Genomic DNA, 25,707 nt, shown 5'->3' on the forward strand with positions numbered 1-25,707 from the left:
AAAAAAACGCGTCACACATAGTGTGAACACGCTTCTATTTAGAATCTTTAAAATAATTTGATTGTATCTTACGGGCTGCCTGGTTTTCTTCACCAAAAATAGTATCTAAACTCAAGCCAAGACCAGTCATATTTTCACTATGCTTAGTCTGCTTTTCCGCTGGCTTAGCTTGAACCTCATCTGATACCAACTCTTCAGCCTGGGCTTCATGATCAGGCAAAACAGCCTTTTTTTGTGGTTCAAGCTCCACTGCTGTAACCGAAGTGATTTGGTCACTGTCGGCTGTCGCCAGCTCCTCACCTTCAGATTGCACATCTGGCTGTTCCTCAAGACCAGTAAGTTCTTTTTGCTCACTTGTCGTTTGAACATGAGGCCGCAACACTTCAGGTTCAACTGGTGTATGCGTTGATTGTGCAGGCTCTGCTTGTTTAGCTGTCTCTGGCTGTGAGACCACCGCTTCGTCAGGGTTGGCATAAAGAATATAATCCGTTTTTGCTGCCATGATTTCGGCAACTTGTTGATCATATCGCTTCCGACGCAGTGCTTCGTAATAAACAATCGGCCGTCGATTTAATGCCATTCCAACTCATCTCCTCTTAGCTTATTTAAATAGATTTTGAGCTGCTGGTGCTTGAGCATCGAAAGGCGTACCAACTTCAGCAAAATCATCAGGCAAAATTAATGCACCTGGTTGTTGTGGTGCATTAGGTAATCCTAATTCACGACCAGAAACAATCATGCCATCTGATTCAACCCCACGTAATGCACCTGGCCAAATAATTAACCCTGAAGGCATCATGGCGCCGACTTTAGCGACAACAACCTTAATGCCAGCTTGCATATTTGGTGATCCAGAAACAATTTGTAAAGTGTTCCCGCCATCAATCTTGGTTTGAGTCACTTGTAAATGATCAGAATCAGGATGTGGTTCAGCTGTTTCAACATATCCCACCACAAACTTTGGATCTAAGTCAATGGCTAATGCAGTCGCGAAACCAGCCTTAGCAATCACTTGATTGAGTTGATCCACTTGCTCAGCGCTTAAGACCACAGGACCATTAACACCTGTCAAATCAACATATTGACTAGCATTTAAAATATTGTAACCAATCGTTTCATTGTCAGCATTCATAATATGAACGACGTCACCGTTTTGCTCATATTGATTTGCACCAGACTGTGGTCCGGTAATAACAACCAACACGTCTTGCATGCCAGCTGGATTATAACTTGAAATTAACATTTTGGTCTCCTTAATTTTCTTTTTTACTGTCTAGAATCATCCGTAGTTGCGCTTCAATCATGTTAATCCCCACTAGGTTTTCACCACCCTCAGGCAAAATCATATCCGCATAGCGCTTGGTTGGTTCAATGAATTGATGATACATTGGCTTAGCCGATTCCAAATATTGGTTGACGATGGAATCAATACTACGTCCCCGCTCCTCAACATCGCGTTGCATGCGACGAATAAAACGAATATCGTCATCAGTATCTACATAAATCTTAATGTCGAGTAAATCGCGCAATTCTTTATCAGTAAACAACAAAATTCCTTCAACAATAATTACATCAGCTGGTTCAATCGTAATTGTCTCCGCCGCACGGTTATATTGTGTGTAATCATACGTTGGACGCTCAATTGCTTCACCAGCAATCAACTGCTTGAGTTGCTTTACGAGTAAAGGTGTATCAAAAGCATCAGGGTGGTCATAGTTTACGCGCTTACGTTCCTCCATGGTCATATCTGATTGATCATTATAGTATGCATCTTGCGGAATCATGGCCATTGATTCACCAGCTAATCGATTAAAAATTTCATTGCTGACCGTGGTCTTTCCAGAACCAGATCCGCCAGTAACACCAATAATAACAGGTCGTTTAATATCCATCATATTTCTCTCTTATCTTCTATTTATTATTCAAATTATCCCGGCGTGTTTCATTTGGTAGTGCAACGGTAATTTGCGTACCTACGCCCACTTGGCTCTCGACTTGGATAGTTCCATGCATGCTTTCAATTAAGTCATGCACAATGGCCAAGCCCAAGCCAGTTCCGGGAATCTTTTTATTATGTGATTTATCTAACCGATAAAATCGTTCAAAAATACGATCTTGTTGATCACTGGGAATGCCTAAACCAGTATCGCTTACCGTGATAAAGCATTGACGTTGATCAACATGTGCAGTCACAGTCACTTGGCCCTGCGGCTTATTATATTTAATCGCATTTGCAATTAAATTATTTAAAATCGTTTGCACGTCATCCTTACACTGCTGAACCACTGTTGTAGCACTCACCTGATTAAGCAACTGAATCTGCTGTACCTGGGCAGCTGGTTCTTGCGCACGATAAATTGAGGCGACTAACGGATTAAGTTCAATCGACTCAATCTGCTTTTCAGCACGTGGGGTCTTGGCTAGCGTTAGAATATCATTCGTTAAATCAAGCAAGTGTTCCGCTTCATCATGAATAATTTTGATAAATTCCGGTCGCACTTCAGGATCATCTTGGGCTCCATCCAGAAGCGTATCTGAAAAACCAATAATTGATGCTAAAGGTGTTCGTAATTCGTGGGAAGCATTCGCTGCAAAATCAGCTTGCATCGCTTGCAAACGATTGATTTCCGTCATGTCATATAACAAAATTAATGCTTCGTTTTCGTTTTCGCCTAATTGATAATAGGTTACAAACACATCAACTTCAAGTTGATCTAACGTCACCTGCCCCCGCACATCTTGCTGTGTTGCAAAGGCCTCGTTCACCAACATCAGTAATTGATGATTTTTGAAAACATTCTCATAAGACTTGCCCAAAACATCATCAGGCAATCGTAACATATGCCTAGCCTGATCATTCGTTTGTACAATCTCATGATTTGGCTTAATTCTGAGCACACCTAGTGGCATATTCTCCAACAAAGCATTCAAAATACTGGCCTGTTGTTGTAGCAAATGCATCCGCCTTTGATTGAGACTTTGCACATCATTCACCGCATTAGCTAAAGGCGCTAACGGATCATCCGGGCGCAATAAAACCTTGCCCCCAGTATCACTCTCTTCAGCTTGCATGGCACGCATTTTTTCAATGAATAAATTGATATGATTGCGTTCACGTCGTCGGGTCACTTCTAAAACAATCGAAACGATTAACGCCAGCCCCACCGATACTAATAACAATATTTCCCAGAGTTTACCAAAATTTGGTGTCTTCGGATTAAAGGCATCGCTTATAAATAGTGCGCCACTTGTCGCTGCAAAGAACAACAAAGCAAATAACAAAAATGACTTCCAAAAAGTCGATAACTTTTTTTGCAACACTAATCCTCCGCTTTTTCTGGGTTTTCAAAACGATAACCCATCCCACGGACCGTCTTGAGCATTACTGGATGCTTAGGATCATTTTCCACTTTATCACGCAAATGCGAGAGATGCATATCCACCATGCGTGTATCCGGACCACCATAATCGTAACCCCAAACCCCATGCAGAATCGTTTCACGATCCAAAACACGTCCTTCGCGTTGCGCCATATATGTTAACAATTCGTATTCTTTCGGTGTTAACTTAACATTTTCACCATTCAATTGGACTGCCATCTTGTCGTAATCAATCGCCAGGTTCCCATACGTTTGGATGTTATCACTTTCTTCTTGCCGTTTTTGCCCATGTTCAAAGCGCCGTAAAACCGCCTTAATCCGCGCAATCACTTCTCGGGGACTGAAAGGCTTTGTAATATAATCATCGGCCCCAATTTCAAGTCCAACAATTTTATCAACTTCCTCATCCAAAGCGGTCACCATAATAATTGGGACATCTATTTTAGCCGCCCGAATATCACGCGTAATTTCAACTCCATTTTGGTCGGGTAACATGACATCTAACAAAATCAAATCAATTTGTTTATCTTTAATTGTTTCAATAATGTTGTGCCCATCATTTTGTGAATATACCTCATATCCAGACTTTTTCAAATTATAAGTCAATAAGGTTACCAGTGATGGTTCATCATCAACAATCAATATTCGTGCCATATCTACACCTCAAGCTTGTTTTATAAGAAAACGATTCTTTTTTTATTTTACCACAAATGCGCACAACGCATAGCGCGACCTGGCTTATAATCTAAGAATTAATCCTTGCATTTTAGATAGCCTTGCATGCTCAATTTAAATATATTGCATCAAAAAACGATAAACATTATTAATATGTTTATCGTTAGTATTTGTTATTTAATTTTGAATTCGCTTTTGCATTAAAAACTTAATGCATAGCATACCAACAATCAGCATTACGCCAATTACTAGCATTGACCATACACCAAGGTATGAAACGCTATATCCAAAAGTTACACTCACTATCGGTGCAAATAAATCGGTTGCAAAGAACGAGATGCCAAAGACCCGACCAAGATAAGCAGATGAACTTTCTTCTTGTCGAACCGTATTGACCTTGATAACAAATGAAGAACGTACAAATCCATTCAAAATAATTACAAAGACCAGGGCCCATAAATTGTTAATGAATGTCGCAACAATCAAGGCCACTCCCAATACAAAGAAATCAACATACAACGTCTTTAAATTGTTGTATTGAGTATAGCGTGCCAAGATAAATCCTGCCAAAATTCCAGAAATTGCAGCGGCTGTTAACGCCAAAGAATATTCATTGGCAGTACCTTGATACGTCCGTTGAACCAAAAAAGGCATCGATATAATAAAAGCTTCAAAACAAAAGTTTGACCAAAGCGTAATCAACATCGACTCAAATAGTTTTGGCATCTGCCAAACATATTTAAAGCCATTTTTCATACTTGAAATAAATGATTCTGAGCTTTGCTCAATTTGCTCAGGATATGTACGAATGGCAAAATTAATGCCTGCTGTCACTAACAATAACATGCCGTACATAAACATGAAACTACGTAGATCAATCCAATCTAAGCGTAGTAAAATACCACCAATCAGTGGTCCTAGAGCTTGGCCGGCTGAGAATGCAGCACTCACATAGGCATTAAATCGTGCTAATGCTGACTTTTTTATAACGTCCGGTAAAATTGACCGGGCAGCTGGATAGGCATACGAAATATCAACATACATCACAAATGTAATGGCGAATAATAACCACGTTTGTGGATGGGCTGGATTCAGCATCAGCGATAGAATCAACATGCCAATTGCTCCAAATAAATCTGAAAATACCAAGACCCATTTTCGACTGAATCGATCCAATACTGCTCCAACATACATATCATTTAAGAGATACACAATAAAGCCAAATCCAGTTAACCAACCAAGCAATTTAGCATTTCCATATGTCGAAACTAAAAACCAATTTAACCCAAACCGGTAGACCCCTTCACCAAACACAGATGCGAAATTCGATGATAAGAGCGGAAAACTGAACTTTGCCAATTTATCTTGACGCTTTTGCTCAATCGTACTATCCATATAACCTCCCTTTCTAATCACATAAAAAAGTCGGAGAACAATGTGAATTATCCTCCGACTTTTCGTCATCTTTTCAATTTAAGCGATATTAGGCTTAATCCATGAAATCACGCAATTGCTTTGAACGTGATGGATGGCGCAACTTACGCAAAGCCTTTGCTTCAATTTGACGAATTCGCTCACGCGTTACGCCAAATTCCTTACCAACTTCTTCCAATGTACGAGTACGACCATCATCAAGTCCGAACCGCAAACGCAGAACCTGTTCTTCACGGTCAGTTAGCGTATCCAAAACTGATTCAAGTTGAACCTTAAGCATTTCGTAGGCAGCGGAATCTGCAGGCGAAACCGCCTCATTGTCTTCGATGAAGTCACCCAAGTGTGAATCATCCTCTTCACCAATTGGTGTTTCTAGTGAAACTGGTTCTTGAGCAATCTTTAGTATATCACGCACCTTATCAGTGTTGATATCCATTTCAGCACCAATTTCTTCAGGCGTTGGTTCACGGCCTAAATCTTGTAACAAGTTACGTTGAATACGTATCAACTTGTTAATTGTTTCAACCATGTGAACTGGAATACGAATTGTACGAGCTTGATCCGCAATCGCACGTGTAATCGCTTGACGAATCCACCAAGTGGCATACGTTGAAAACTTGAACCCTTTACGGTAATCAAACTTTTCAACGGCCTTCATCAAGCCCATGTTACCTTCTTGAATCAAGTCCAAGAATTGCATACCACGACCAACATAACGCTTCGCAATTGACACAACCAAACGTAGGTTAGCTTCAGCTAATTCTTGTTTAGCTTCTTCATCACCTTGCTCAATCCGTTCGGCCAATTCAACTTCTTGGTCTCCCGTCAACAATGGTACTCGACCAATTTCCTTTAGATACATCCGAACAGGATCATTAATTTTCATACCTGTTGGTGCATCAGCAGCTTGCTTCAATTCTTTTTCAGTCAAAGCTGTCTTACGGTTCTTAAGCGCGCGCTCGGTTGGTTCCCCATCTTCATCAACAATTGAAATACCAGCTGATTCAATTTCATCATAGGCTTCATCAATTTGTTCTGAATTTAAGGCCAATGGCTTAATGAGTTCGTCTTGCAACTTATCTTCTTGAATTTGCTTTTCAGCCTTGTGGTTCTTGATAACCTTTTTGATAGCTTTGTCTAAATCTGCTTGTGACAAATCTTTTGCCGTTGTCTTGGTTTCTTTTGCCATCATTGGCCTCCTTTATTTCTCATCGCTTGTTGCGCTTTTAAAGCATTAATTAATTCCACACTTAGCTGAGCGACTTGCGCATCATTATGCATCTCTTTTGCCTGGGCTAGTTGTTGTTTTAAACTTGCAATCTTAGCTTCTAACGGCTCAACTTCCATAATGACCTGTACATAATCCTGCACCGCTTGACGATCTTCGAATAAATCATCTGATATGTTTTCAATATCAGTTAAAATTCTAATCAATTCTGGCTTTTGGACATAATCCATAAAAGCACTCAAATCATCAATCTCCGTCAAATTGTGCATCTGACGATACCCCGCTGCCAACATATATAACGTCTCATACGGAACATCCGAAAATGCAAAGTCAGGTTGTTGGGTCACCTCCAACCAAACATCATTATCACGTAACATCCAAGCTAATAAAATTTGCTCAGCTTTTTCAACGCGTCCTACCGCTTGAACCCCATTCTGGGTCGGTGGTAAATCTTGAAGCGGCGCTGATTTTGCTGGCACATCTTGCGCCTGTTGCGGCGTCTGACGTCGCGCTGCACGTTGCATTAGTAATGGTCGAATTTGATCATTCAAAGCATCTAAACTAATCTGGTATTCTTCAGATAAACGTCGTAAATAGCTGTCTCGAACAACTGGCTCATCAACCGTTGCAATTAATGCCAAAGCCTGTTCAATATAAGCAAACACATCATTTTGATTTGAAAAATCCCGACCTTGCTTTAAGAATCTTAAATTAAAGGTAATTGGATTTTCGTTATGATGTTCTAAGACATCTGTAAGTGCTGCAGCATCATGACTTCGCAAATATTCATCAGGATCCTGATTATCCGGAATGTGGGCAACCAAGACCTTTAATTGACTATTTTGCTGGATTAAATCCAAAGCACGCTTGGTCGCATTTTGCCCGGCTGAATCAGCATCGTATGCGATGATAACTGTGTCAGCATAACGATTTAACTGATGAACTTGATCAACCGTTAATGAAGTTCCCATGGAAGCAACCCCATTTTTAATGCCCGCTTGAAAAGCCGCAATAACATCCATAAATCCTTCAAACAAAATCACTTGTTTTGATTTTTTTATACTGTCACGGGCCAAATCTAAATTAAATAATTCATTAGACTTATCAAATAATGGGCTTTCAGGGCTGTTCACATATTTAGGTTGACTATCATCAGGTACTAGTCGCCGACCGGAAAAGGCAATTGGATGCCCGTTTTGATCACGAATCGTGAACAAAACCCGCTGCGAAAAACGATCATGCAGACTACCGTCATCATAGGCGACAAATAGTTCTGATGCACGTAATAATTGATAATCTACTTGCTTATTTTTAAAATAATCAAGCAAAAAATCATCACCAGGGGCATATCCTAACATAAACGCATCAATCGTGGCATCATCTAAACCACGTTCGTGTAAATAGGCCAAAGCCATCTCACCCTCTTGGGTATTCACCAAAATATGATGATATAACTTCGTCGCTTCTTGGTACAAATCACGTAACGCTTGGGTCTTTTCATCGACGACCTGCGATTTTTCATCACTCAAGTAACGATCATCTAAATCGACACCAGCCAATGGTGCCACCTTAGCCACAGCCTGTGGAAATGGAACCTGATCAATATCCATAATAAAACTATAGACGTTACCCCCGCGTCCGCAAGAAAAGCAATGAAAAATTTGTTTATCTTCATTTACAGAAAAAGAAGGCGTCCGTTCCTCATGGAATGGACACACTCCAAATAAATTTCGACCTTGCTTTTTCAATTGAACATAGGGTGAAATGACGTCAACAATATTGACACGTTCTCTAATCTCAGTAACCACTTCTTCTGGGATTCGTGTTGGCATCAAAATCACCTCCATTCCCGAGTGGGTAAACTTCACTCCATATTATTATACTGCCTTTTGACCAGATTGCAAATCAATTAAGCACGTTGTTGCATCCCCTTTTTTGCAATTACAAATAGGACTAATGAAATTAACATCAAGGTCGCCAACAAGATAACTCCGTAACGTGATCCTAACATGACCCCATTATTTGGTGCGGTCTTAACTGTAGTAGCAAAAATCTGCGCAACAATTGCCGTCGCACTAGCTCCAATAAACTGTTGCAAAGTATTTAGAATACTATTTCCATCAGCAGATTCGTGTTCTGGCAATGTTCCCAATGTCACTGTCATTAGGTTACTATAGGCCAACCCATTACCAATCATTAGTAGCACGTGAGTTGCCATTAAGAACCAAAAGTTTAATACTGGGAAGAACAATGCCATCAAGAGTAGCCCCGTAGCTGAAGCGACAATTCCAGTTAGAATTGGCTTCACAGCCCCGATTCGATCAAAGAGGCGGCCTGAGATCGGTGCCAAGATAGCACCAATCACGGCCCCAGGAAACATAAACAAACCGGCTTCAGTAGCACTCGTATGCATGCCAATTTGGAGATAATTAGGTAGGATAAACGAAAGCCCCAACAGCATTGCTTGATAAATCAAAAAGCTATACGTCAACATATCAAATTCCATGTTCTTGAAAACATGTAAATTAAGTAATGGTAAGCGACGATTAAAGAAATAAAAACCAATTAGGAAAATAACACTAATGACGAATAGTGGTAATGATAACTTTTCAACAGCAATCAATAATGTACTCAAACCAACCATTAAGGTTAAGAAAGCCCCCCAATTAAACCGGTCTTCTCGTACGACAGTTTCACTTGGAATGCTACGCAACCCAAGCACTAATGATAGCAGTAAGAGTGGAACTAGGAACCAAAAAATACTTCGCCATCCTAGCGTACTAAGTAAAAGACCACCATAGGTAGGTCCAATGGCTGGTGCAATGGCTGTTGTCATCGTACCAATCCCCATCATCGCACCACGCTTTTCCATTGGTGACTTCATTAAAATAATTTGAAACATCAGTGGCAAGGCAATCCCTGTTCCAATCCCCTGTAAGACACGACCAAATAACAAGATTGTTAAGTTCATGGCGATCGAGTCTAAGCCGACTCCAGCCAAGAAAAACAAATTTGCGATAATAAATAATTTTTTAATCGAGAAATTTTTTAACAAATAGGCTGAAATGGGTACAATCACCGCAATCGCCAAGAGATAACCCGTGGTTACCCATTGAATCCCACTTGCATTCGTATTAAATTCCGACATTAAATGTGGAAAAGTAACATTCATTGAAGTTTCAATCAATACCCCACTGAAACTCATTAAACCAGCCGCAATTACGGCCGTTAGCACATGCCATTCCTTCGTTTTCATGTTAAATACCTCGCTTTATTTTTTGACATAAGAAAAGACGAAATACTACAAAAGTAGTATTTCGCCTCTATTATCGGTATGTGTTACCACATACTATCTGTACGAATTTACTGAATAAATGTTAGCAAAAAAGTGAACCCTAGTCAATCCCCTATTTCTGTAACTTGTCAATGGCTTCATTAAATGTAGAGACCGGAATTACCTTCATATCAGGAGCATACTTTTTAGCTGTTTTCTTAGCTAATTGATAGTTGGTTTGTCCATCCTCTTCATATTTCAAATTTTCTTTAGTAGGTTTCACGTATGGCGCTAAGAAAATTTTAACACCGGCTTCGTGGGCGGCAATTACTTTCTTATCAATACCACCTATTTCACCAACCCGACCATTTTTATCAATTGATCCCGTTCCTGCAATTTGGCGTCCATTCGCCAAATCAACTGGTGACAAAGCATCATACATTTCCAAAGCAAACATTAAGCCACCCGAAGGACCACCAATATCTCCTAAGTCAGCCGATACAGGCCGCTTAGATTTAACATCAACATCATCAGTTAAAATAATACCAATTCCTGAGACATCTTTAGTACCAGCAAGTGCAACTGTTTTAGCCGTTGCTTCTTTTTGCTTTTGATTATGCCGATAGCCAACTGTCAGATTTGTACCCACTTTTTGCTTACGAATCGTTTTCTGGAAAGCTTGCGCGCTCTGATAATGTTTTTGATTAATGCTTTCAATCGTATCCCCCACCTGTAACTTCTTCTTAAAGTGTGAATTAGGTTGGATGGCCATGACATAGATACCATGAAAATCACGTTGATAAGGCACCTTAGCAGCTTTATAAGCGTTAGCCTTGGCTTCATTAATCGAGGTTTTCATATATATTTTATTGATTTTCTGATCATCTTGCTCAGATGCACTGCCACCCAAGGCCGCTGATTTGGTTTCAATCGTTGCATGCGGATCAAATAAATTCCAAATCAGTGTTACTCCGTTCAAAGGCATAATTGCCACTGAAGTTAGCATGAAATCACCATTCAATTTTGGCTTCTTCTTATCAACTTTAATATAGTTAGCTAAATCGGCTGCGGTTCCAGGCCGCTCAGCATAAAGCGGTAGTGGCCATACCATCCCAACGACAAATAGCACCACGGCCATTGAAATTACAACGACCCGATGTCGCTTTATAAAAGACCAAAAACGTTTCAGCATGGAGCTACTCCTTAATTTTTTGTATCAATAACTCATTCACATTTGTTGGCACAAAAGCACTAACATCGCCCCCAGCATGGGCGATTTCTTTAATCACTGAACTAGAAATCATGACATCATCTGGATCTGCCAGCATGAACAATGTTTCGATTTGTCCAATCTTTGCATTCATTGCTGCAATGGGTTGTTCATAATTGAAGTCTTGCGCATTTCGTAAACCACGAATAATAGCGGTAACTGAATTTTTGTGCGCGAAATCTACAGTCAATCCATCAATCGTCGCCACATGTACATTAGGTACCGCTTGAACGGCTTCTTGTGCTAACTGTGTCCGTTCATCTAATGTGAACAAACCATTTTTCCCTGTATTTTGAGCTACGCCAACAATAACTTCATCAAACAAATTGGTTGCTCGTTGAATTAGATGGAGATGTCCGTTCGTAATTGGATCAAAGCTCCCTGGAAATAATGCTTTTTTCATGATTAACCTTCGTATTCATAAATAGTGATTACCGTGATCCCATAATCACGCTGTTTAACTTGTTTAAAATTCCCAATTTGCTCAGGCAATTGTGCATTTTGATCAGTTTCAGCCATCACAAGCGCGTGTGGTGCCACTAATTCACGTGATACTAGACGCTCAAGATCTTTGATAATGGTTTGCTTTGCATATGGTGGATCAAAATACAAAATATCAAATGGTGCTGAGCCAGCTAATTTATCAATTGCTGATTCGGCATTACTTTTCATAACTTTGAAGGCTTCCGGCTTCTTAGTTACCTCAATATTACTCTTAATTGTCTTGATAGCTGCAAATTGACGGTCTACTAGCACCGCTTCATCGATACCTCGTGACACCCCTTCAATTGAAAGACCGCCAGAACCTGCGTATAAGTCTAATGAACGACCGCCATCAAAATAAGGGCCGAGCATATTGAAAACTGCTTCCTTGACTTTATCTGTAGTTGGCCGTGTTGCATCACCTGGGACCGCTTTTAGCGGCCGGCCACCAAATTCACCACTAACAATTCGCATTATAATTCCTTTTCTTGCGCTTCATCATCAAACACATCATCGTTATCTAATGTGAAGTCAATTTCTTCATTTTGTTGTCCGCCCACAGTTGTATCAACCTCCGGCCAATGTGACTCTTCCACATGATCAACAAACCCTAGCCGTTCAATTAACCGCTTCTTTTCATCCACGTCGGCTTCATCAACATAAACTGATGCATATTTTAGTTTATTTGAAATATAATTAACAATTCCAAACCGTCGTAGCTGACGAGCTTGGCGCATGTTCTTCATATAAACAATTAATGCACGCCTTTTTTTTATTTCAAAGCTCATCTTCTAAGCCACCTCACTTTTGTTTTTCATTTTGTAGCCTTAAGCGTCCAATAATATTGAGCACAAAGCCCATCATGATTCCCCATGCAAGCAATGACGAACCACCGTATGAAATCCATGGGAATGTCACCCCAGTAATTGGCAAAACTCCTGTAACCCCACCGAGGTTAACAAGCACTTGTACCATAATAAACATGGCCGTAGCATAAAGAATCAAACGGAATTCCATATTTTTGGTGCGTGTACCATATAGCATAATTCGCCAAACAATAATACCAATCACAATTAATACTAGAATAATTGAAATGGCACCAAGTTCTTCACCGACAACTGCCATAATAAAATCAGTATTTGGTTCCGGCAAATATCCAAGTTTTTGAATACTATTTCCGAGTCCGCGACCAAAGAAACCACCATTACTAATCGCATAATATGAATTTATCAATTGGTGCCCAGCATAGCCCACGTTCCAAGGATCTATATAAGCTTCAAAACGTTGCAATTGATAATGCATAAAACCGACTTTTTCCAATAATGGAATCAAAATTGGCATACAGAATAAGAGCAAAGCAATTACTACAATAAATGATAGCAACCAGATTGCTGGTACCCCTGCCGTTAATAACATTACTCCGGCAATTGCTAGTAAAATACCAAAACCTCCGAAATCAGGCATTGAGAAATCAAGTAGCATCCCGATTGCAGGTAACGCCGTCGTTTTATAGTTTAATAACATTGGCAAATATTGCTTACCAGGCGCCATCTTATTTCTAAAAACATCAGAGAAACGCATCGCTAACCACAAAATCATCGCAATTTTAAAATACTCAACTGGCTGAAAACCAAAGCCAAACAAATATAGCCAGCCATGCGCGCCACTTGTTACCGGGCCGAAGAATCTCGTAATGGCGAGCAAACCAACTAAAATAATCATCGCCCATTTCAAAAATTGTTTGTAAGCTTTACTTTGCCAACGAATTCCAATCGTAAAAAGGAATAACATAATGCCAGTTGATAGAATGGCAAAAAAGACTTGTTTAATAAAAAAACTTGTTGCAGAACCAGTCGCCATGTTTGTACTTGAGGTGAATACCATTAACGTCCCAAATACCATTAAGGCCATGATTGATCCGAAAATCCAACCATCCAAATAACGAAATTTTAATTTTAACGCTTGCCAGAATGCTTTAAATCCAGCCGCGATTTGAGGTTGACGCTTTGAATTATTTGCTTGCATAAAAGCATCACTCCTTTTCTTGTAATCATAACTTCTATTTTAGCATATTTAGAGCCTACCACCCCAATTATCGTGCGACATTTTTAATGCAAACAAAAAGGCATGTCCTTATTTCTAAGAACATACCTTAAATGGATAAATTAATATTAGCCTTGCGTTGAAATCTTACGACGCTTAGCAGCCTTTTCACGTTCACTTGTATTCAAAATTTGCTTACGGATACGAACGTGTTCTGGTGTTACTTCGGCAAGTTCATCTTCAGCCAAGAACTCCAATGATTCTTCAAGCGTCATATCACGTGGCGTCTTGATTGATGCAGTTTGGTCCTTGTTAGAAGTACGCACGTTAGTTTGGTTCTTTGCCTTTGTCACGTTAACTGAAATATCGTTATCACGTGAGTTTTGTCCAACAACCATACCTTCATAGACTTCATCACCAGGATGCACGAACATTGTTCCACGATCTTCAACACCCATCATGGCATATGTTGTAACAGGTCCTTGGTTAATTGAAACCAAAGTACCGTTATGGCGACCTGGGTTCCAGTTCTTAACAATTGGCTTGTATTCTGAGAATGTGTGGTTATAGATACCATATCCACGTGTCAATGACATGAATTCAGTTGCGTATCCAATCAATCCACGTGAAGGCACTGAGAATTCCAAACGAGTTGTACCAGTTCCGGTTTGTTCCATGTTCAACATGTCACCCTTACGGTTTGACAATGATTCGATAACTGAACCAGAGTACTCGTCAGGAGTATCAATTTGCACGTTTTCGTATGGTTCTGAATCAACACCATCAACGTTCTTGAAGATAACTTCAGGACGAGAAACTTGTAGTTCGTAACCTTCACGACGCATTGTTTCAATCAAGATTGACAAGTGCAATTCACCACGACCTGAAACTAACCATGCACCAGCTTCATCTGTGTCTTCAACACGCAATGAAACGTCAGTGTGTAGTTCACGATGCAAACGATCTTCAACTTGACGCGCAGTAACAAACTTACCTTCGCGACCAGCAAATGGTGAATCATTCGTACGGAATGTCATTTGCAAAGTTGGTTCGTCGATACGTAGCACTGGCAAAGCTTCTTGATGCTCTGGGCTAACAACAGTTTCACCAACAGAAATTTCTTCCATACCTGAAACGGCAATCAAATCACCAGCCTTGGCTGTTTCAATTTCAACACGGTCCAAACCGTTGAAACCAAACAACTTCGTAACGCGGAAGTTACTCTTTGAGCCATCAAGTTTCATAACCGTAACGTTGTCACCCAATGAAATTGTTCCATTGAAGACACGTCCAATACCGATACGACCCAAGAAGTCGTTATAGTCAAGCAAAGCCACTTGGAATTGTAATGGCTTATCTGAAGTATCTTCAGGGGCTGGAACATATTCAAAGACATCTTCAAAGATAGGATCCATTGTATGCTCTTGTGTTGACAAGTCAGGATCCTTTGATGATGTTCCGTTCATAGCTGAAGCGTAAACTACAGGGAAATCAAGTTGGTCTTCGTTGGCACCCAATTCGATAAACAAATCAAGCACTTCATCAACAACTTCTTCAGGACGAGCACCTGGACGGTCAACCTTGTTAACCACCACGATTGGTGTCAAGTTTTGTTCAAAGGCCTTCTTCAACACGAAACGTGTTTGTGGCATAGTACCTTCGAAGGCATCCACAACCAAAAGTACACCGTCAACCATTCCCATGATACGCTCAACTTCGCCACCGAAGTCCGCGTGTCCTGGTGTATCCAAGATATTAATCTTCTTGTCACCCACTTCAACAGCGGTATTCTTTGACAAGATTGTGATTCCACGTTCCTTTTCAATATCGTTGGTGTCCATTGCACGGTCACCCAACTCAGTACGTGCATCAAGTGTATCTGATTGCTTCAACATCTCATTAACCAAAGTTGTCTTACCATGGTCAACGTGGGCGATGATCGCAATATTACGTAAGTTTTCACGTTTTGCCAAAATTCTAATCTCCTTAACTCTGTTCCAACATATAAATTGTTGTGTATCTAACTCTCAACGGTCCTAGTATTTATATGTAAATACAAGACCTCCAATTTCACTTAGAGGCCCTTTGCTTGCTTTTCAATTCCCATGATATCAGCATGGGCACGCGGAGTTGAAACGACTACTGCCCCTGATAATAACATATTTAGTGGTTGGCCGTCAACATCACTAACTTTTAACCCTAAGCCTTGTCCTAAAGCAGCACCTGCTGCAAAGTCCCATGGCTTCATTTCACTAACATACGCCACAGCTTTACCTAAGAGCACATGCATATAGGCAATCCCAGCTGAGCCATAGATTCGAAAACCAATTGAACTCTTAGCAATTTCTTGAAAAGCATGTTGATCAAGTAACAAACGTACCCCTGAAAGGACAACTAATCCATCAGTTAATCCGTAATCAGGCCCCATTGTTAATCGAGTTTGGTTACAGTACACCCCATAATCAGGACCACCATGTACAACTTGATCGTTCATAACATCCATAATCCAAGCGAGCACCGGTTGCCCATCACGATATAACGCTAACATAGACGCAAATTCATCATGCTGTTTGACAAAATTAAGGGTGCCGTCAATCGGATCCACAAACCAAACATCCCCATCCATAGTTTGGACGTCATCGCCATAACCTTCTTCACTAATAATCCGGGCTTGTGGCATTAAGGCATGAATTTGTTGGACGTAATATTGTTCAATTTCTTTATCGACATTAGTTACTAAATCACGCTGACTTGATTTTTCATCAACGTCAAGTGGTTGCTTAATACTCTCCAAAATTTGTTGTCGCGCATTGGCTAACCATCCTAATACCGTTTGATCGATTTGTTCAATTGTCATTTCCATAGGTATGTCTTTCTTTTAGTCTGGCATTTTCACACGTGCACTTTGACTGGATTGAGCTTGTTTCATCGTTTGGTAAATTGAATAGCCACTTTCTGCTTGAAAACTACGGTCAAGTTGCTTTTCTTCAGCTTTGCTTGGCACAACCTCTTTAAAACCACGATAAGCATCTAATAAATCTTGCCGCTCAATCCCCGTTTCATAGGCAGTTGCAACCGCATCATACAAACGACTCACGGCCACGATATCTTGTGTTGACCAGCCATCTAAAAAAGGCAATGTAAAATTCTTATCCGCCATATGCGCTCCTTAAATGTAACGTGTCCGATCATGCTCTTCCCATGGATTTGCTTCGTTAATGTGATCATAGTAAAGCGTACCATGTAAATGATCAATTTCATGTTGGAAAACGTCAGCAGGATAACCTTGCAACTTTAATTCTTGTTCGGCACCAGTTTCATCTTGGTAGCGCACTGTAATCCGGTAAGAACGCTCAACAAATCCTGGTTGATCAGCATCAACTGATAGGCAGCCTTCTCCACCAGCTAAAGCTTGTTGCTTAACAGATTGGCGAGTAATGACTGGATTATAAATGGTCCCCTTGAAGTAGTATGGCTCATCTTGATCTTCTTGTCCGTCAACATCGGCATTTGGAATTAAAATTGATGCATATTGCTTTGATACACCAACTTGTGGTGCTGCCAAACCAACGCCTGGTCGAAGGCCATATTTTTCATTAGCTTTTTCATCTTGACTAATAATCAAGTATTCCATCATATCCTTTGACACTTGTTGGTCTTCATCAGATAGCGGAAAAGCCACTTTTTCTGCTTGTTTTCTTAGTACTGGATCCCCATCCCGTACAACTTGGTCCATTCGATACATAATTGTAAATACCCTCCAATATAAAATCTTTATTACAAGTATAGCATTAAACTGATTGATTGAGCCGTCTTAAATCATGTAGATAAGCTAATGTTTCTTCATTATCCACATGTGCCACGTCAACATGTAACACCGTTTGCTCTTGATTAAACCATAAATCCGTCACTAATAATGCTGGCTCATCATCTGAAATTTTTGAAACAGCATGTGCCTGCGCGTAATTCTCTAATGCAGCATTTAACTGTGTGCGAATCAATTCACGATTCATCACGCGTTCAATCGGCAAGATAAATTCAAATGCCATCACTTCATGGCCCCAGATGTTCGCCACTAGTGTTGAACGCAATTGACTTTGCGGTTGCTTAATTCCAATCGAATCATTGAGTTGGTTACAAGCCTGCGTCATGGCAGCATTAACAATTTGTTGTGATTGAATAATTTGACGTTCCGTTAAACGTCGCCCTGTGCGTCGAAAAATTGTCAAAAAACAAAGAATGGCGATTAGGGTTCCAATTAAAATTACAATTTTCATAAAGTCACCTTTACCGAGATTTAGTGGACTCACTTTGTGTGTTTAAGTATGCCATAAATAAGGCATCATTTGGATAATTTTCGTATAAAATCGTGACTTTAGCAGACGCAAAACCATAACACTAGTTTTTTAGCCAAATTTCTGGTAATATAACCAATAAGACTATACGGAAAAATTGAATTATTTAAAGGAGTTTAGACATGGTTTTTAAAGTATATTATCAAGAGTCAAAGAAGCGGAATCCAAAGCGTGAAGATACACATTCACTTTATATGGATGTTCCAGATCTTCCAACTGCTCGTAAGTTGGTTGAATCAAACACAGAATACAATGTTGAACAAATCGAAGAGCTCTCAGAAAAAGCCCTTGCTTATGAACAACAAAGTCCTGATTTCAAATTGACGGAGTTTTAATTTATGAGCAATATGGAGCTAAATATTAACCCCGAAGAAGTGGCGGTATATGCTCTAGGTGGTCTTGGTGAAATTGGAAAAAACACATATGGTATTCAATATGGTGATGAAATCATTATTATCGATGCTGGTGTGAAGTTCCCTGAAGATGATTTGCTCGGGATTGACTATGTCATTCCTGATTACACTTATCTAAAAGAAAATCGTGACAAGATTAAAGCCCTAGTGATTACCCATGGTCACGAAGACCATATTGGTGCCATTCACTTCTTTTTGGATGCCGTCAACGTGCCAGTTTATGCTGGTCCGCTTGCGATGGCCCTCATCAAGAACAAATTGGAAGAACACAATCAACTTGATACAACTGAGTTGCATGAAATTGACGAAGATACCGTGCTAACGTATGACAACATGAGTGTCGAATTCTTCCGGACAACCCATTCAATTCCTGACACCTATGGGGTCGCCGTACACACCCCTGTTGGAACAATTGTTGAAACTGGTGACTTTAAGTTTGACTTCACCCCAACAACCAAGCAACCACCTAATCTACAAAAGATGGCCCGCATTGGTTCTGAAGGTGTGCTGCTATTGATGTCAGATTCAACTAACGCGGAACGAGATGAATTTACTAAGTCAGAACGCTGGGTCGGTAAAACCATCCACAAGTTATTTGACGAGATTGAAGGTCGCATTATCTTTGCAACTTTCGCATCAAATATGTCACGTGTCCAAATGGCAACTGAAGCAGCGCTGGAACATGGTCGTAAGATTGCTGTGTTTGGCCGTTCGATGGAAAGTGCCGTCAAAAACGGGCTTGAACTTGGTTACTTAGATATTCCAGAGGATATGCTTGTTGATGCCCATGAAGCAAATAAGCTTCCCCCTGAAAAAGTATTAATTCTATGTACTGGATCACAGGGTGAACCAATGGCGGCCCTAGCCCGCATTGCAAATGGAACACATAAGCAAATTAAGATTCAACCTAATGACACTGTCATTTTCTCTAGTTCACCAATCCCCGGAAACAGCGCTTCTGTTGACCGTGTCATTAACGAACTAGAAGAAGCTGGGGCTCGCGTGATTCATGGTAAGGTCAATAATATTCACGCTTCCGGTCACGGTGGTCAAGAAGAACAAAAATTGATGTTATCATTGATTAAGCCAAAGTACTTCATGCCTGTCCACGGTGAGTATCGCATGTTGAAGGTGCACGAAGGCCTTGCACATGATGTTGGCGTTCCAGAAGATAACACCTTTATCTTGGATAATGGTGATGTATTAGCTTTGACGGCTGATTCAGCTCGCTTAGCTGATCACTTCCCTGCTGAAGACACTTATGTCGATGGTAATGGTATTGGTGATGTTGGTGCTGCTGTGCTACGCGATCGTAAATTACTTTCAGAGGACGGACTTGTCGTTGTCGTTGCGACGATTGACTTAGCCAACAAAGAAATTACCGCTGGACCAGATATTCTATCACGTGGCTTTATCTACATGCGTGAATCAGAAGATCTCATCAATGAAGGTCGTAAGGAAATCTTCCACACGATTCTAATGGCAATGCGCGAACCAAATGCAAGCGAACATAGTATTCGAAATGCTGTCGTTTCTCATTTGCAACGTTTCTTATATGATAAGACAAAGCGTCGCCCATTGATTCTACCAATTTTCATTATGGTATAAATTAAAAGGACTAACCCATTTAGGTTAGTCCTTTTTTTGTTGCTTAATTATTGCACAGCCTGTTTCAATTCATCATAGTCAGTCACAACCTGAGTGGGATGTATAGTTTCAGGCAACTCGTTTTGGTTAAGATTGACCCAAATCGTGTCTAACCCAGCTGCCGCTCCCCCACGAATATCTGAAGCTAAACCATCACCAATCATGACCGCATTCTCATGTGTCATATCTGGAAAGTCAGCGAAAATTCGTGTATAAAAGGCTGGATTAGGCTTAGCCACGCCCATTTCATCAGAAATATAAACACCTTCAAAATATGGTAATAAGCCTGTATGTTCTAAGCGTAGATGTTGCGTTTGGGCTTCACCATTCGTTCCAGCTATTAAATGGTAACCAGCTGCCTGCAATTCCACCAATAATTCTTTAGCACCAGGCAATAAACGATAATTGGTGTTTAACTGTTGTCGATAAGCCCGTTCCAATGCTTGTCCGTCTCCAGAGATGCCTAGTACTTCGAGTAACTTATCAAAACGCGTTTGATGAATGGTTGCTTTCTCAATCTCTCCATTTTCAAAAGCTGCCCAAAGCCCCCGGTTAATTTTGAGGTAAGTTTTAATTGCTTGTTCTAAGTGTTCACCTGACAAACCAACATCATGCAACACTTGACGTAACCCAGCCATCTCACCACCTTTAAAATCAAACAAGGTATCATCTAAATCAAAAATCAAATACTTATATTTCATGATTGCATCACCATCTTCTTCATTCTCTTAATGGTTGATATTAGCACAAAAAAACAGGCTAAACTAGCCTGTTTACGTCTGATTATTTAAATTACTTAAGACCTAAACGAAAGATCTCGCTATATAAGGCTTGTGCTTTGGCATTCGCTAGACGAACCGGGCGCTTATTAATCATAATTTGCTTGTGTCCGTTTTCCTTTAGGAGCTGCTTTGCCCATGCTTTAGTTCCAATAAGACTCATTGTCGTTACCTCCTCAGATTCCATCTTCAACTAATAAACATTTCAGCAATTTCAATCATTGCTTACAAGCATTATAACACACTAATTTAAAACTAACTGTTTTGATTATGGCGATTGAACAAACGCCAAGGACTAAAGAATAATCCTAGAATATCATTCCCAATATATAGCATGTACGTGGCAAAGAGCACCCAATTAGCATCCCCTTGTTGCGCCGTCATAAACCACAAGATCAATGATGTTACTCCTTGAATTGTCCAAAGTACGTACTGGGTTGAATACTTTCCCAACATTAAAGCGGCTCCGGTAAACCCAACGGCAGCTGAGAAAGCATCAATCCATGGTCGTGGTGAAATAAAGACATGCGTATCAATCCAGAAAAGAAATCCAAACATCACGACAAAGGTTCCAATCAGGATCAACCAACCCATTTTATCCATATCATGAATTTTTCGTTCATTCCAAGCATTACCGAACAAAATCACGGGAATATCCAAAGCTAGCACATAACCCATTTGCATAAAGATATCCGCATTATTATTGGCATGCCAAGCCACATAAGAAATTAAAAACGCTGAAACAAATCCTAAAACACCATTCAACCGTTTGGCATTAGTAATAGCCAGGGTACAAGTGAAACCAATCGCACCCCCAAGAACTGAAATTAAGGTCATGGTTGAAAAACCATGCATAAATCCAGTCCCAATAATCACAGTTAAGCCAACCGCCAACCAAATATATGATTGAGTTGACCAGCCTGAAAAACCTTCTTTATAATATTGCCAAGTAAATACGTCATGAATATTTTGTTTAATGTTCTTCCAACTTAACCAATGTTCTTGTGATGATGTCGTCATCCTAAAGCCCCCACTTATTGCATAAAATTTTCAAACAATGTCCTTCATTCTACATGTTTTAAAACGTTTTAACATGATGATTTTTCTCATTCTTGTCCAAAAATTCTAACAAAAAAGACCGAAGCCTAAATCTTTAGGCATTCGATCTTTTTATTTAAAAACTAACTTGATTGCTGTTAAAAACCACTCGCTTGATAAGTTAAACCAACGGCGATGATAATGCCGCATATCAACAAAGCATAGCATAACGTTGAATACAGATTTTTCTCTTTGGCACCTTGGTAAACGCCAATGCCACAAATCACTAAAAAGAGCAGGTTAAAAACAATGACAGCTTTATAAATCGTATAAATATCGATACTCACTGGTTTAGCCTCTCTTCTTGCACTAGTCAAAATGCATTGCTAATAGTATTGTACCATTTTTAACCCCATTTACCAATGTCGATTTAAAAAAATCCACTCCCCGTTAACAATGACACTTGAAAATATGACATCAATCCGTAGATTAGTAATAAAATCAGCCCCACTGGCAAGACAACGTGAAATAAAAAGCGAAAGCTAAAGCGAATCACTGTGAAAATCAAAAACAACACCAGCAAGGACAACAAAATAAATACTAGCATTAAGAGTCCCCTTCCCCCAGCCAAAAGCTGACTTATAGTATAATAATTGAAAATACCATACCTCACTTATAACAGTTCAAGCTTAGGAGAAAGATAAATGACACAATCAATCACGCAGAACTCTGTCATTTCGAATATGCTCACGATGTTAACGACTTGGGATACAGTCACTAGCATTGACTTCAACACACAACAAGCCAATATCCGTATTCATATGGCTCCAGACGCCAATTATCGTTTCGTTAAAGAAATTGGTGGTCGTCCACAAACCAGTCAATTAACTGAAGCAGGCCTAATGGAACAACTAAACACGTTACTCCCCACGACAAACTTCATCACGCTCACCTATCAAGGTCTCCCAATTGCCCGTTTCTCAAAAGATACGCAAAATTCTACATGGCGCTGTGTGCTAGAAAAGAATAAACAAGGTGATCCAATTACTTTAGCTGAAGCTAAGACCCTATTAAATTCGGCCAAAGGTCATTGCTAAAAAAAAGGCACCACGCATAGTGGTGTCTTTTTCTTTTATACTTTTTTGATTGCCCGCAATGAACTCTGCACAATTTCATCTAGATCATGTTCAACATCAAATTTAGCCTCGGGCATCAATTTAAATTGTTGCATCAAATACATCACCAATTGTCCACCAACAATTCGAATAACTTCAACTGGTGTAACAGCTAGCTCATCGCCACCAATTTTTTCAACTTGTGCTAGCAAATTCTCAAAATATGGACTAATCTTTGTTTTCGCTTTCTCAACAAAATCTTTGTTGGTCAAGAATTCTGTCAATAGAATCATAATCACATGCTGATTTTCAGCAAAGAAAGCATAGCGATCATGCACAATGAAATTAATAAAATCATCGAGTGACATTTGGTGCGCTTGGACTGAACTAACAAAATCTTGAGCAATTGATGGCACAAGGTGCTCAACCATTGGTTCCAGAATGCTCTCGAGTAATTCATGTTTTGTTTTAAAATACTTAAAAACCGTCGCTTCACTCATGCCGGATAGCTTAGCAATTTCAGAGGTACTCGTTCCTGCGTAGCCCTTTTCAGAAAAAAGTTCAACGGCAGCTTGGAGTACTTTCCGCTTACCATTCGGCATGTCGGTTGTATTCACCCAATCAGTAAAGTTATTAAAAATTTTATCCGCCATTTTTTAGACCTTTCGATAACGCTTCAACCCAAATATGTTTAACCCTAATAATACTACCAAGAATACACCCAGAATCAAAACATTACCCATAATCCCTGACCAACCAGAGCCATAAAATACAATATCATTCATCGCATTGGCCGCATATTTCATTGGCAAAATATCACTTAACCATTGTGCCCATGTCGCCATATTTGCTAATGGAATAATCCCAGAGAAGAAAATCTGTGGAATCACAATGACTGGAATAAACTGCATCATCTGGAATTCTGACTTGGCAAAAGTTGACATCAATAAGCCAAAGGCTAATGCAACCATGGCTAATAGCACACTCACTGCAATTAACAGCATCACTGATCCCGTTACTTCAATATTTAAGACATATACACTAAACAACACAATAATCGTTGATTGAATAAGAGCCAATACCCCATATCCAATTGTATAACCAAAAACAATTTCAGAACGTCGTACTGGGGTTGCTAGCAGACGTGTTAAGGTTCCTGATGTCCGCTCTTTAAGCAACGCCATTCCAGAAATTAGGAAAACGAAGAAGAAGACGAAGAATCCCATCATCGTTGGCATCATGTTCGTAAAGAACGTTGTTGAGCCATCCCCATATACATAACTATTTTTAATCGTTGGCGTCTTAGTCTGCTCAGTTCTTTGCTGTCCAGGCATATTTGCCATTAATTGTTAAATGAGCCTTGTAACTTTTGCGCACTCATCTGACTAATTGTACCTGGTAGTAATTGTTTTAACATCCCCGTCTTATTTGCATCGGTATTGGCATAAGTCACATCATATTGATTCTTATCTTCGTTATACACCACCACAGCATCAGTATCATGCTGCTTGAGCACTTGCTTTGCTTTTTGCTTTGAATCACTTTGCTTAACAGTGACATTATCCTTTTTATCGAGCGTTTTAACCATTTGACTAGGTAGATTAACGCCTGTTACTTGTACATCTGGCGTCATGTTGACCCCAAACACATAGCTTACCAAAGCTAAGACTACCATTGGTGCGATAAAAATCAATGCTAACGTGCGCTTGTCACGAAATAGTTCTTTTAAGACTCGTGTTGCAATTGCAAAAGTTTTAGTCATCTTGTTCACCTTCTGCTTTCAAAAATACTTGTTCAACCGTATCAACACCATAACTTGCCTCAAGATTCTTTGGTGTATCATTGGCAATTAACTTTCCATCTAGTAATAATGAAACGCGATCAACTAGCTCGGCTTCATCCATCACATGAGTCGTTACTAAAATGGCATGCCCATCATCCCGCATAGCATGAAGCACATGCCAAATTTTCTTACGTAATGCCGGATCAATTCCCACTGTGGGCTCATCCAAAATCAAAAGCTTGGGATTCCCTAATAATGAAATTGCCAACGACAGACGCCGCTTCATCCCACCTGAATAACCAGAAACATTTGCATCTAGGCTATCGGTTAATTCAACGACTTTTGCCACCCGTTCAATTTCAGTAGCTAAGTCATTATTTGGAATATCTTTCATGGCTGCGAAAAACTTCAAATTTTCGCGACCACTTAATTGATCATATAAAGCATCCGATTGAGCCATATACCCCATCTCTTTTAAAACAAGCCGGTTTGGCATCTGACGATCAAAAACTGTCGCTTCACCACCATCGGTTTTTTCCATCCCAAGCGCCAGTTTAATTAAAGTGGATTTTCCAGCTCCAGATGGTCCAATCAAACCGACAATTTCACCAGTGGTCACTGTAAATGAAATATTATTCAAAATTGTTTTTTTACCAAAAGACTTTGATACACCGTTAAGTTGAATCACATTATCTACCATAATGATTACCTCTTTCAATTCGGTGAGTGATTACTCACTCACTTGATGTTTTATATATTATGCTTGGTCCTAATCAATGTCAATATGTAT

The 25,707-nt window shown here is 39.9% G+C and carries 30 protein-coding genes; 3 read left to right on the plus strand and 27 right to left on the minus strand.

The window, feature by feature from the left end:
- Window positions 1-34: 34 nt before the first annotated feature.
- The 19 genes from JOC36_RS05220 to JOC36_RS05310 all read right to left on the minus strand — a co-directional run bounded on the left by JOC36_RS05220 (window position 35) and on the right by JOC36_RS05310 (window position 18,064).
- On the minus strand, window positions 35-580 hold the full coding sequence (locus JOC36_RS05220) for a hypothetical protein (RefSeq protein WP_205145457.1): 546 nt from the start codon (window positions 578-580) through the stop codon (window positions 35-37).
- Between the two features lie 21 nt (window positions 581-601).
- Window positions 602-1,243, minus strand: a complete 642-nt coding sequence (gene ytpR / locus JOC36_RS05225) for a YtpR family tRNA-binding protein (protein WP_205145458.1) — start codon at window positions 1,241-1,243, stop codon at window positions 602-604.
- 10 nt (window positions 1,244-1,253) lie between these two features.
- On the minus strand, window positions 1,254-1,892 hold the full coding sequence (gene udk, locus JOC36_RS05230; protein ID WP_205145459.1) for a uridine kinase: 639 nt from the start codon (window positions 1,890-1,892) through the stop codon (window positions 1,254-1,256).
- Between the two features lie 19 nt (window positions 1,893-1,911).
- Window positions 1,912-3,318, minus strand: a complete 1,407-nt coding sequence (locus tag JOC36_RS05235; protein WP_205145460.1) for a sensor histidine kinase — start codon at window positions 3,316-3,318, stop codon at window positions 1,912-1,914.
- Window positions 3,319-3,320: 2 nt separating this feature from the next.
- On the minus strand, window positions 3,321-4,034 hold the full coding sequence (locus JOC36_RS05240) for a response regulator transcription factor (protein WP_205145461.1): 714 nt from the start codon (window positions 4,032-4,034) through the stop codon (window positions 3,321-3,323).
- Window positions 4,035-4,232: 198 nt separating this feature from the next.
- Complete coding sequence (locus JOC36_RS05245) at window positions 4,233-5,450, minus strand: MFS transporter (RefSeq protein WP_205145462.1); 1,218 nt, start codon at window positions 5,448-5,450, stop codon at window positions 4,233-4,235.
- A gap of 94 nt (window positions 5,451-5,544) precedes the next feature.
- The gene (gene rpoD / locus JOC36_RS05250) at window positions 5,545-6,681 is read right to left on the minus strand and encodes an RNA polymerase sigma factor RpoD (protein ID WP_420825618.1); all 1,137 of its coding nucleotides are present in this window, start codon (window positions 6,679-6,681) and stop codon (window positions 5,545-5,547) included.
- Window positions 6,678-8,549, minus strand: a complete 1,872-nt coding sequence (gene dnaG / locus JOC36_RS05255) for a DNA primase (RefSeq protein ID WP_205145464.1) — start codon at window positions 8,547-8,549, stop codon at window positions 6,678-6,680. Before dnaG ends, rpoD begins: the two co-directional genes overlap by 4 nt.
- A gap of 77 nt (window positions 8,550-8,626) precedes the next feature.
- A complete protein-coding gene (locus JOC36_RS05260; RefSeq protein WP_205145465.1) occupies window positions 8,627-9,973 on the minus strand; it encodes an MFS transporter in 1,347 nt (448 codons plus the stop codon).
- A 151-nt stretch (window positions 9,974-10,124) separates the two neighbouring features.
- Window positions 10,125-11,183: a SepM family pheromone-processing serine protease gene (locus JOC36_RS05265; protein WP_205145466.1), complete on the minus strand. Its 1,059-nt coding sequence runs from the start codon at window positions 11,181-11,183 to the stop codon at window positions 10,125-10,127.
- Between the two features lie 4 nt (window positions 11,184-11,187).
- Complete coding sequence (coaD, locus tag JOC36_RS05270) at window positions 11,188-11,664, minus strand: pantetheine-phosphate adenylyltransferase (RefSeq protein WP_205145467.1); 477 nt, start codon at window positions 11,662-11,664, stop codon at window positions 11,188-11,190.
- Between the two features lie 2 nt (window positions 11,665-11,666).
- Window positions 11,667-12,218: a 16S rRNA (guanine(966)-N(2))-methyltransferase RsmD gene (gene rsmD / locus JOC36_RS05275; protein ID WP_205145468.1), complete on the minus strand. Its 552-nt coding sequence runs from the start codon at window positions 12,216-12,218 to the stop codon at window positions 11,667-11,669.
- A complete protein-coding gene (locus JOC36_RS05280) occupies window positions 12,218-12,532 on the minus strand; it encodes a YlbG family protein (RefSeq protein WP_205145469.1) in 315 nt (104 codons plus the stop codon). Before JOC36_RS05280 ends, rsmD begins: the two co-directional genes overlap by 1 nt.
- A 13-nt stretch (window positions 12,533-12,545) precedes the next feature.
- Complete coding sequence (locus JOC36_RS05285; RefSeq protein WP_205145470.1) at window positions 12,546-13,769, minus strand: FtsW/RodA/SpoVE family cell cycle protein; 1,224 nt, start codon at window positions 13,767-13,769, stop codon at window positions 12,546-12,548.
- Window positions 13,770-13,915: 146 nt separating this feature from the next.
- Complete coding sequence (typA, locus tag JOC36_RS05290) at window positions 13,916-15,760, minus strand: translational GTPase TypA (RefSeq protein ID WP_205145471.1); 1,845 nt, start codon at window positions 15,758-15,760, stop codon at window positions 13,916-13,918.
- A 101-nt stretch (window positions 15,761-15,861) separates the two neighbouring features.
- Entirely contained in the window at window positions 15,862-16,650 is a 789-nt protein-coding gene (locus tag JOC36_RS05295; protein ID WP_420825619.1) for an inositol monophosphatase family protein, read from the minus strand.
- Between the two features lie 15 nt (window positions 16,651-16,665).
- Window positions 16,666-16,947: a UPF0223 family protein gene (locus tag JOC36_RS05300; RefSeq protein WP_205145472.1), complete on the minus strand. Its 282-nt coding sequence runs from the start codon at window positions 16,945-16,947 to the stop codon at window positions 16,666-16,668.
- A 9-nt stretch (window positions 16,948-16,956) separates the two neighbouring features.
- Window positions 16,957-17,532: a peptide deformylase gene (def, locus tag JOC36_RS05305; protein WP_205145473.1), complete on the minus strand. Its 576-nt coding sequence runs from the start codon at window positions 17,530-17,532 to the stop codon at window positions 16,957-16,959.
- A 46-nt stretch (window positions 17,533-17,578) separates the two neighbouring features.
- Window positions 17,579-18,064, minus strand: coding sequence for a hypothetical protein (locus tag JOC36_RS05310; protein ID WP_205145474.1), 486 nt, complete (start codon window positions 18,062-18,064; stop codon window positions 17,579-17,581).
- A 200-nt stretch (window positions 18,065-18,264) separates the two neighbouring features.
- Here JOC36_RS05310 and JOC36_RS05315 point away from each other — a divergent pair, with 200 nt between their 5' ends.
- Together JOC36_RS05315 and rnjA are read left to right on the plus strand one after the other, a co-directional pair.
- Window positions 18,265-18,477, plus strand: coding sequence for a DNA-directed RNA polymerase subunit epsilon (locus JOC36_RS05315; RefSeq protein ID WP_205145475.1), 213 nt, complete (start codon window positions 18,265-18,267; stop codon window positions 18,475-18,477).
- A gap of 3 nt (window positions 18,478-18,480) precedes the next feature.
- The gene (rnjA, locus tag JOC36_RS05320) at window positions 18,481-20,163 is read left to right on the plus strand and encodes a ribonuclease J1 (RefSeq protein WP_205145476.1); all 1,683 of its coding nucleotides are present in this window, start codon (window positions 18,481-18,483) and stop codon (window positions 20,161-20,163) included.
- A gap of 47 nt (window positions 20,164-20,210) precedes the next feature.
- On the opposite strand, the gene JOC36_RS05325 is transcribed toward rnjA, so the two are convergent.
- The 4 genes from JOC36_RS05325 to JOC36_RS05340 all read right to left on the minus strand — a co-directional run bounded on the left by JOC36_RS05325 (window position 20,211) and on the right by JOC36_RS05340 (window position 22,366).
- The gene (locus JOC36_RS05325; RefSeq protein ID WP_205145477.1) at window positions 20,211-20,903 is read right to left on the minus strand and encodes a YjjG family noncanonical pyrimidine nucleotidase; all 693 of its coding nucleotides are present in this window, start codon (window positions 20,901-20,903) and stop codon (window positions 20,211-20,213) included.
- Window positions 20,904-20,994: 91 nt separating this feature from the next.
- The gene (locus JOC36_RS05330; protein ID WP_205145478.1) at window positions 20,995-21,144 is read right to left on the minus strand and encodes a hypothetical protein; all 150 of its coding nucleotides are present in this window, start codon (window positions 21,142-21,144) and stop codon (window positions 20,995-20,997) included.
- A 92-nt stretch (window positions 21,145-21,236) separates the two neighbouring features.
- Window positions 21,237-22,001, minus strand: coding sequence for a nicotinamide riboside transporter PnuC (pnuC, locus tag JOC36_RS05335; RefSeq protein ID WP_205145479.1), 765 nt, complete (start codon window positions 21,999-22,001; stop codon window positions 21,237-21,239).
- Window positions 22,002-22,177: 176 nt separating this feature from the next.
- Window positions 22,178-22,366: a hypothetical protein gene (locus JOC36_RS05340; protein WP_205145480.1), complete on the minus strand. Its 189-nt coding sequence runs from the start codon at window positions 22,364-22,366 to the stop codon at window positions 22,178-22,180.
- Between the two features lie 357 nt (window positions 22,367-22,723).
- On the opposite strand from JOC36_RS05340, the gene JOC36_RS05345 reads away from it, so the two are divergent.
- Window positions 22,724-23,116, plus strand: a complete 393-nt coding sequence (locus JOC36_RS05345) for a hypothetical protein (protein WP_205145481.1) — start codon at window positions 22,724-22,726, stop codon at window positions 23,114-23,116.
- 35 nt (window positions 23,117-23,151) lie between these two features.
- Here the strand turns inward: JOC36_RS05345 and JOC36_RS05350 are convergent, their stop codons facing one another.
- Genes JOC36_RS05350 through JOC36_RS05360 form a run of 4 tightly spaced genes read right to left on the minus strand, consistent with a single transcriptional unit; the run spans window position 23,152 to window position 25,617 of the window.
- The gene (locus JOC36_RS05350) at window positions 23,152-23,787 is read right to left on the minus strand and encodes a TetR/AcrR family transcriptional regulator (protein WP_205145482.1); all 636 of its coding nucleotides are present in this window, start codon (window positions 23,785-23,787) and stop codon (window positions 23,152-23,154) included.
- Between the two features lie 3 nt (window positions 23,788-23,790).
- Complete coding sequence (locus tag JOC36_RS08880; RefSeq protein WP_420825620.1) at window positions 23,791-24,477, minus strand: ABC transporter permease; 687 nt, start codon at window positions 24,475-24,477, stop codon at window positions 23,791-23,793.
- Window positions 24,477-24,896 carry an ABC transporter permease gene (locus tag JOC36_RS08885; protein ID WP_420825621.1) on the minus strand — a complete coding sequence of 140 codons (420 nt, stop codon included), beginning with the start codon at window positions 24,894-24,896 and terminating at the stop codon, window positions 24,477-24,479. The genes JOC36_RS08880 and JOC36_RS08885 overlap by 1 nt, the downstream gene beginning before the upstream one ends.
- Entirely contained in the window at window positions 24,889-25,617 is a 729-nt protein-coding gene (locus JOC36_RS05360) for an ABC transporter ATP-binding protein (RefSeq protein ID WP_205145483.1), read from the minus strand. Before JOC36_RS05360 ends, JOC36_RS08885 begins: the two co-directional genes overlap by 8 nt.
- Window positions 25,618-25,707 lie beyond the last annotated feature (90 nt).

Origin of the sequence: Weissella uvarum (genome assembly GCF_016908785.1) — a bacterium.
In the GTDB taxonomy this organism is placed as follows: Bacteria; Bacillota; Bacilli; order Lactobacillales; family Lactobacillaceae; genus Weissella; species Weissella uvarum.

Excerpts from the sequence above, each read along its gene's own strand:
- JOC36_RS05220 (WP_205145457.1), bottom strand. The coding sequence starts at position 580 with ATGGCATTAAATCGACGGCCGATTGTTTATTACGAAGCACTGCGTCGG.
- ytpR (WP_205145458.1), bottom strand. The coding sequence starts at position 1,243 with ATGTTAATTTCAAGTTATAATCCAGCTGGCATGCAAGACGTGTTGGTT.
- udk (WP_205145459.1), bottom strand. The coding sequence starts at position 1,892 with ATGGATATTAAACGACCTGTTATTATTGGTGTTACTGGCGGATCTGGT.
- JOC36_RS05240 (WP_205145461.1), bottom strand. The coding sequence starts at position 4,034 with ATGGCACGAATATTGATTGTTGATGATGAACCATCACTGGTAACCTTA.
- JOC36_RS05245 (WP_205145462.1), bottom strand. The coding sequence starts at position 5,450 with ATGGATAGTACGATTGAGCAAAAGCGTCAAGATAAATTGGCAAAGTTC.
- rpoD (WP_420825618.1), bottom strand. The coding sequence starts at position 6,681 with ATGATGGCAAAAGAAACCAAGACAACGGCAAAAGATTTGTCACAAGCA.
- dnaG (WP_205145464.1), bottom strand. The coding sequence starts at position 8,549 with ATGCCAACACGAATCCCAGAAGAAGTGGTTACTGAGATTAGAGAACGT.
- JOC36_RS05260 (WP_205145465.1), bottom strand. The coding sequence starts at position 9,973 with ATGAAAACGAAGGAATGGCATGTGCTAACGGCCGTAATTGCGGCTGGT.
- JOC36_RS05265 (WP_205145466.1), bottom strand. The coding sequence starts at position 11,183 with ATGCTGAAACGTTTTTGGTCTTTTATAAAGCGACATCGGGTCGTTGTA.
- coaD (WP_205145467.1), bottom strand. The coding sequence starts at position 11,664 with ATGAAAAAAGCATTATTTCCAGGGAGCTTTGATCCAATTACGAACGGA.
- rsmD (WP_205145468.1), bottom strand. The coding sequence starts at position 12,218 with ATGCGAATTGTTAGTGGTGAATTTGGTGGCCGGCCGCTAAAAGCGGTC.
- JOC36_RS05280 (WP_205145469.1), bottom strand. The coding sequence starts at position 12,532 with ATGAGCTTTGAAATAAAAAAAAGGCGTGCATTAATTGTTTATATGAAG.
- JOC36_RS05285 (WP_205145470.1), bottom strand. The coding sequence starts at position 13,769 with ATGCAAGCAAATAATTCAAAGCGTCAACCTCAAATCGCGGCTGGATTT.
- JOC36_RS05295 (WP_420825619.1), bottom strand. The coding sequence starts at position 16,650 with ATGGAAATGACAATTGAACAAATCGATCAAACGGTATTAGGATGGTTA.
- JOC36_RS05300 (WP_205145472.1), bottom strand. The coding sequence starts at position 16,947 with ATGGCGGATAAGAATTTTACATTGCCTTTTTTAGATGGCTGGTCAACA.
- def (WP_205145473.1), bottom strand. The coding sequence starts at position 17,532 with ATGTATCGAATGGACCAAGTTGTACGGGATGGGGATCCAGTACTAAGA.
- JOC36_RS05310 (WP_205145474.1), bottom strand. The coding sequence starts at position 18,064 with ATGAAAATTGTAATTTTAATTGGAACCCTAATCGCCATTCTTTGTTTT.
- JOC36_RS05315 (WP_205145475.1), top strand. The coding sequence starts at position 18,265 with ATGGTTTTTAAAGTATATTATCAAGAGTCAAAGAAGCGGAATCCAAAG.
- rnjA (WP_205145476.1), top strand. The coding sequence starts at position 18,481 with ATGAGCAATATGGAGCTAAATATTAACCCCGAAGAAGTGGCGGTATAT.
- JOC36_RS05325 (WP_205145477.1), bottom strand. The coding sequence starts at position 20,903 with ATGAAATATAAGTATTTGATTTTTGATTTAGATGATACCTTGTTTGAT.
- JOC36_RS05330 (WP_205145478.1), bottom strand. The coding sequence starts at position 21,144 with ATGAGTCTTATTGGAACTAAAGCATGGGCAAAGCAGCTCCTAAAGGAA.
- pnuC (WP_205145479.1), bottom strand. The coding sequence starts at position 22,001 with ATGACGACATCATCACAAGAACATTGGTTAAGTTGGAAGAACATTAAA.
- JOC36_RS05345 (WP_205145481.1), top strand. The coding sequence starts at position 22,724 with ATGACACAATCAATCACGCAGAACTCTGTCATTTCGAATATGCTCACG.
- JOC36_RS05350 (WP_205145482.1), bottom strand. The coding sequence starts at position 23,787 with ATGGCGGATAAAATTTTTAATAACTTTACTGATTGGGTGAATACAACC.
- JOC36_RS08880 (WP_420825620.1), bottom strand. The coding sequence starts at position 24,477 with ATGGCAAATATGCCTGGACAGCAAAGAACTGAGCAGACTAAGACGCCA.
- JOC36_RS08885 (WP_420825621.1), bottom strand. The coding sequence starts at position 24,896 with ATGACTAAAACTTTTGCAATTGCAACACGAGTCTTAAAAGAACTATTT.
- JOC36_RS05360 (WP_205145483.1), bottom strand. The coding sequence starts at position 25,617 with ATGGTAGATAATGTGATTCAACTTAACGGTGTATCAAAGTCTTTTGGT.